Genomic DNA, 5,405 nt, shown 5'->3' on the forward strand with positions numbered 1-5,405 from the left:
TATTATAAGATGGAAAAACCATGAACTTCACTCCAGAGATTATTGATCTTTTTTTTGGAGGAATGAAAAAACGAGGACCAGATTCAAATACAAAATTTTAGATATTAGGGGTGGGAATGAAAATGCCTATGGATGTCTTTATTAATTTTAACGAAAACTGCCGTGAGGCAGTAAATTTTTATGCTCAGGTTTTTGGTTTAGAAGAACCAGCCATCATGACCTACGGAGAGGCTCCGCCTAATTCCCAAATGCCGGTGACTGAAGAAACCAAAAACTTAATCATGCATGCCAGTCTCACAATTTTTGGCACGGTTGTAATGTTTATGGATACAACTCCTGATACGCAGGTCAACCAGGGAGATAACATTGTCCTTACGATTAGAAGTAAAGATTTAGATGAAGTTCAATCGTTGTTCAATAAGATGAAAAATGGCGGAAGAGTCCTGATGGATTTACAAGAAACCTTTTATAGTAAATGCTATGGGATGCTTATTGATAAATTTGGTATTCCCTGGCAATTCATACAAGATACGGATTAGAGGTTATTATAAATGAGCCTTCTGGAGCCGGCGACCAGATTCGAACTGGTGACCTGTTGATTACGAATCAACTGCTCTGCCTGCTGAGCTACACCGGCATCCATGCAAATCAAAATACTACAATAGCTGCATTTATTCGTCAAGAAGAATCGGTTGGTGCTGTTGGTTAAAACCTTGGATTCGGGAAGAAGATTGATAAACGATGGTATGAAAAATGGTGCGTAGTTCTTCACCCGGCTTCAGGCACAGTGCACGATTGAGCCGGATGACCTCATCTAAATCATCGGGAATAGCAGAATAGAGCTCCAAAGCCAGGTTATAGGTTTTTCCATAAAAAGGGAATCCATAAAAACCGCGATAGACCGACCACAACAACAGGTATTTAAAAATATTGACATCCCATTGAAAACCAATGCCAATCCCTTTGGATAAATTAGTAATCCCGTACCAACCGTCTTTCAGGTTTTTAATATAAATATTAAAAGCCGTCTTCATTTCCGGGGCCATGACTCGGCTGAGGTCCACCTGATTTCCTCGCAAATCTTTCAAGTAAGGCCAATTGAATTCTTGATTGGCTGGAAAAATACTGGTTCCAGAAAAATCCTCCTGATAAACCTGACCAATCACACCCTGGGGGAGATCAATGACACAGCTTTCATCGAGGAAGGGAATCCCATAGGTTGGGTGATGCCCCCACATGAATTGGTATTCCTCATCGGCTTCGTTCTGAATGATCTCTTCGAACTCCAGAAGGGATTCATTGGATTTGAGAGTGATATACTTTTTTACTAATAAAGGAGCCCTCTTCATTCTGACTTTCAATAAAACTTTCACCTCATAGGGTGTATCGGTAATAACTTCATATTTCCAGGGCAATAAAACCAATTCCCCATGAAAACCCATTGCTGCCCCTTTATAATTGCTCGGGGTGCTGATATTCGGGATGATTTCCTGCCAGCCGCCTTCATAAGTATCCATATAATTTCCCGCATCAAAGCTCTTGGTTGGTAAGTTTGGATTTAAGGTGTTTACTTCAAGAGGGCTCCGCCACATAAAATCAATATCCATGGGCTTATAAAGCAGCTCAAAAATATCCGTCCCTTTATCGACTAAAATACTAACTCGCAATTTTTCATTTTCAATGATAAGGGTTTTAAAACCATTCCAAATTATTTCCTGTACCCGACAACCGTAATTACGGTTGTAGTGATAAAAATTGTTATAGACTGGTTTCTCCATTTACTTAAACCCCACTCGTCACAAGTTTATAGTCTATTCAAAGCCTGTAAAGCATTTCACCTTTTCTTTATGGTTAGTTGATTGAATTCGATCAATATTTTCCATATTCGAGACCGGCTTCAGCAAAAGCCTGGATATTCTCATAGGGTGTTCCATCGAAGAAAAAGTCGCTGGTACAGAGAATCCAGTTTCCACGTGGTTTTACTTTGTCGAGCAACCATTTGACTTTTTCTTTAATTTCCTGGGGTGATGCCTGACGGAGGAATTCAACCTGATCGATATTTCCCCGAAGAGCCATATTGGGACGAATAATCCGCAGGGCATCATCAAGATTGACATCTCCAAATGGAGGAGTTGTTACATATCCCCAAACATCGATATCCAGGTCATTATATAAATGCATGATTTTTTGAGCATCTCCACAGTTGTGATATACCACGAAAGCTCCGGCTTCATGAATCTGTCGGCAAAGTCGATTTTCGTATTCCATGACATATTCTTGGAAAAAACGAGGCCCCACTCCGCTGGTAGCTAAATTTCCACCGATTTCTATTGAATCGGAACCAGCTGCAATCACTTCCTTTAAATGATTTATATTCCAGTCTAGGAAAAAATCCATCATGGCACGGTAAAATCCCTCATCCACCACCGGATCCATCATCATATCTTCTAATTTTCGGAATTGATTCAGAGTGTTAAAAGCACCATGGGTGGCAACGTTTATGAGGCCTTTATCATTAACTACTTTTCGAGCTTTACTGATTAACTCGTAATCGATAAACTGAGCTGGGGGAGCATATTTGGCAAATATTTCAAAATCCTGCTTATTCTCAATGATATATTTTTCAACAGCCAATACGACCATGTAGGTTGAACTCCGATTGAAGCGCATGACCTGGGTTAAATTTCCATCAGGAGTCTTAACCAGGGTGGTTCGGAGTTGGGAGTCGGCATCACCCTCCTTAGTTATGGTAACCTCCCAATTGTCCGATGTTTCGGGAATATATGAGTCCCATAACAGTCCGGGTGAAAAAAGCACATCAAAACCAAAGTAGTCATGATAGGCAACAAATTTTTCAGCAACATCAAAATCCTGAGGACTGAGAAAGTGGTCAATATCCGGTTTATATTGAAACATTTCATAAATGTTATTTAAGAATATAAACGGTGAAACCGGCACTCGATCAGCTTTATTTCCCTGAAAGGTGGTAATGAGTCTTTCTCGTGCCTTCATTGGTTTATCTCCTCCCTATTCATTTTTTCCAATTTAAAACAAGTTTTCATGACTAAAAGTTTAGAATTATTATCAGTTCATCTTTTCATTGGTTTGAATTGCCCTTAACTCAATTATGAATTGGATAATGACCTTCCTGATAGGCAGTATCAAATAGGGCAAGAATGTTTTGTGGTGGAACGTCTGCCTGAATATTGTGACCCCCGGAAATGATATACCCCCCGCCTGGAGCTAAAATTTTGATCTTATCCCGGACTTCTTTTATCACATCTTCGGGAGTACCATGGGGAATGATGGATTGATTGGAAAGGTTGGAATAAAAAACCAATTTATTACCAAAACTCTTTTTGATTTTTTCCGGATCCCCCATATCAAAGGCAGTCGCTTGCAAAGGATGAATGACATCGACTCCAGCCTCATACAAATCTTCCATTGCCCAAAGGATCGAGCCGCAGGAGTGCAAAGCAATTTTTGCTTGGGTTTTGGATTTTACAAAATGAGTAAATTCTTTATAACGAGGCATAAATAATTTTTTAAATATTTTTGGGTTTATTATTGGACCTGACTGCATTCCCCAATCGTCGCCCATCCAAACCAATTCGACATATTCACCAACTTGTTCCAGGTACTTATCAAAAAACTTTATTTCCCATTCTAAAATGCGATCCACCAGGATTTCTATAACTTGAGGTTCGAGAGCCAAACGTTCCATGTATTCCTGAAAACCCATCAATTCGGAAGAAAGGTAAAAAAGCGAAGCGGCGCTACCGCCAATAATGGCATATTGGGTTCCTTCATAAAGCTCTTTCGCTCTTTCTTTCAAACCAGTAAAACGAGCAGGATCAACCGGATCAGGCATTTGGTAGCTTTTAATTTCATCAATAGATGCACCTGCCAAAGGGCACTGAATGCTCTCGTCGTATAGCCCAACATTTTTTCGAACGACTCCCCATTCATCAGCCCAAGAGGAGTCAGCATGAACTTTTATTTGCCAATTAGAAGGAGCATTGGCAAATACATACCTGGTATCAGCATGCAACCTCTCTAAAATGCTCTCCTTACAAACTGCCAAATGTTGGATCCGATCATAAAGCCGGATATCATCCTCTTCTCCCAAAAAGGCAAGAAGATTTCGATAGGCAACTTCGTGGATTCCATTATGAAAGTCCTGTCCAACATCGATAGGAACACGGTCGGGTTCTTGGTGATTTAATGCCTTTCGAAAACGTTCTCTTGAGGTCATTTTATCCATTTTTTCCCCTTTTTGCCTATGGTTTTAAATTGTTATACAAACTGCTTGCAAAAACCTACCAACTTTGTATCGAAAATGAAATATTAAACTTTGTCAACTTTCCGTTAAAAAGTGCGAAATAACAAGCTATTCTCTCGTTTACTATAACATATTTTGACCCAATCTTATCTCAATACCTAATTAATTTCCGATTTCCAAAAAAAATTATGGAAGGAGTTTATTAATTAAACCAGTTAATCCGTTTAAAGGTTATAATTTAAAAAAAGAAATAAAATCCATTTTAATCAAACAGGAGCGATCATGAATGGAATCATACGGTGATAAAATAACTCAGTCACTTTTAGAAGAAGGAGCTTCTTTGATTGGCTTTGCCAATCTAAGTGGTCTTTCTCCTGATATTACCAAATCATTTCCTTATGCTATTTCAATTGCAATTGCTCTGAACCCAGCAATAATAGCAAAAATTAACCAGGGACCTACTGCAGACTATTTTGAAGAATATAAAAGAGTGAATCTTTTTCTATCCGATTTAGGAAAATTTGCTGCTTTAATCCTGGTCAATCTGGGATTTAAAGCCTTCCCTATCGAACCGACAACTGAGCATTTCGATCTCAATACTCTGTCGACCTTTCTGCCCCATAAAACAATAGCAACTCGCGCTGGGCTTGGTTGGATAGGTAAATCAGCCCTCCTCACCACCAAGCAATATGGAAGTGCCATACGTCTTACTTCGGTGCTCACTGATTGTCCACTACCGACTGCGAAACCCATCAATCAAAGTAAATGTGGTGACTGTAGGTTGTGTGTTGAAAGTTGTCCCGGCCATGCTCCATTGGGAAACAACTGGGATATAAATCATCCCCGTGAAAGCTTCTTCAATGCTTTCACCTGCCGGGAAACTGCCATCAAGCTCTCCCAACCGGTTGGAATCGAGGGAACGGTCTGTGGAATTTGTATTGTCTCCTGTCCTTGGACCCAGCATTATCTTATGAGGCAAAAGTCAAAATCGTGTTGAATTAAAGTCTTGAATTAAGGAATAAGAAAAGATGAGATGCACACGCATTACAATACACTGTTAAAATATAGTATTAGTGAAATAACTGTAGTTTTGATTTGGGATAAGGATCTATCCTAAAAATAC

At 39.5% G+C, this 5,405-nt stretch carries 5 protein-coding genes and 1 tRNA gene; 2 read left to right on the plus strand and 4 right to left on the minus strand.

Annotated features, from left to right (window positions below; translation table 11 throughout):
• Positions 1-122: 122 nt before the first annotated feature.
• Entirely contained in the window at positions 123-539 is a 417-nt protein-coding gene (locus PLK24_RS07840; RefSeq protein ID WP_324477916.1) for a VOC family protein, read from the plus strand.
• 22 nt (positions 540-561) lie between these two features.
• Here the strand turns inward: PLK24_RS07840 and PLK24_RS07845 are convergent.
• The 4 genes from PLK24_RS07845 to PLK24_RS07860 form a co-directional block, all read right to left on the minus strand.
• A tRNA-Thr gene (locus tag PLK24_RS07845) sits at positions 562-637 on the minus strand.
• Positions 638-671: 34 nt separating this feature from the next.
• Positions 672-1,778 carry a DUF4432 family protein gene (locus tag PLK24_RS07850; protein WP_324477917.1) on the minus strand — a complete coding sequence of 369 codons (1,107 nt, stop codon included), beginning with the start codon at positions 1,776-1,778 and terminating at the stop codon, positions 672-674.
• 91 nt (positions 1,779-1,869) lie between these two features.
• Positions 1,870-3,012, minus strand: a complete 1,143-nt coding sequence (locus PLK24_RS07855; protein WP_324477919.1) for a uroporphyrinogen decarboxylase family protein — start codon at positions 3,010-3,012, stop codon at positions 1,870-1,872.
• Between the two features lie 109 nt (positions 3,013-3,121).
• A complete protein-coding gene (locus tag PLK24_RS07860; protein WP_324477921.1) occupies positions 3,122-4,255 on the minus strand; it encodes a uroporphyrinogen decarboxylase family protein in 1,134 nt (377 codons plus the stop codon).
• A 313-nt stretch (positions 4,256-4,568) separates the two neighbouring features.
• Between PLK24_RS07860 and PLK24_RS07865 the strand changes: the two genes are divergently transcribed.
• Positions 4,569-5,279, plus strand: a complete 711-nt coding sequence (locus PLK24_RS07865) for a 4Fe-4S double cluster binding domain-containing protein (RefSeq protein ID WP_324477923.1) — start codon at positions 4,569-4,571, stop codon at positions 5,277-5,279.
• Positions 5,280-5,405: the final 126 nt, after the last annotated feature.

The organism is Atribacter sp. (assembly GCF_035418125.1).
In the GTDB taxonomy this organism is placed as follows: domain Bacteria; phylum Atribacterota; class Atribacteria; order Atribacterales; family Atribacteraceae; genus Atribacter; species Atribacter allofermentans.

Coding starts and splice junctions, on each gene's coding strand:
- PLK24_RS07865 (WP_324477923.1), top strand. CDS start 4,569: ATGGAATCATACGGTGATAAAATAACTCAGTCACTTTTAGAAGAAGGA.
- PLK24_RS07860 (WP_324477921.1), bottom strand. CDS start 4,255: ATGACCTCAAGAGAACGTTTTCGAAAGGCATTAAATCACCAAGAACCC.
- PLK24_RS07850 (WP_324477917.1), bottom strand. CDS start 1,778: ATGGAGAAACCAGTCTATAACAATTTTTATCACTACAACCGTAATTAC.
- PLK24_RS07840 (WP_324477916.1), top strand. CDS start 123: ATGCCTATGGATGTCTTTATTAATTTTAACGAAAACTGCCGTGAGGCA.
- PLK24_RS07855 (WP_324477919.1), bottom strand. CDS start 3,012: ATGAAGGCACGAGAAAGACTCATTACCACCTTTCAGGGAAATAAAGCT.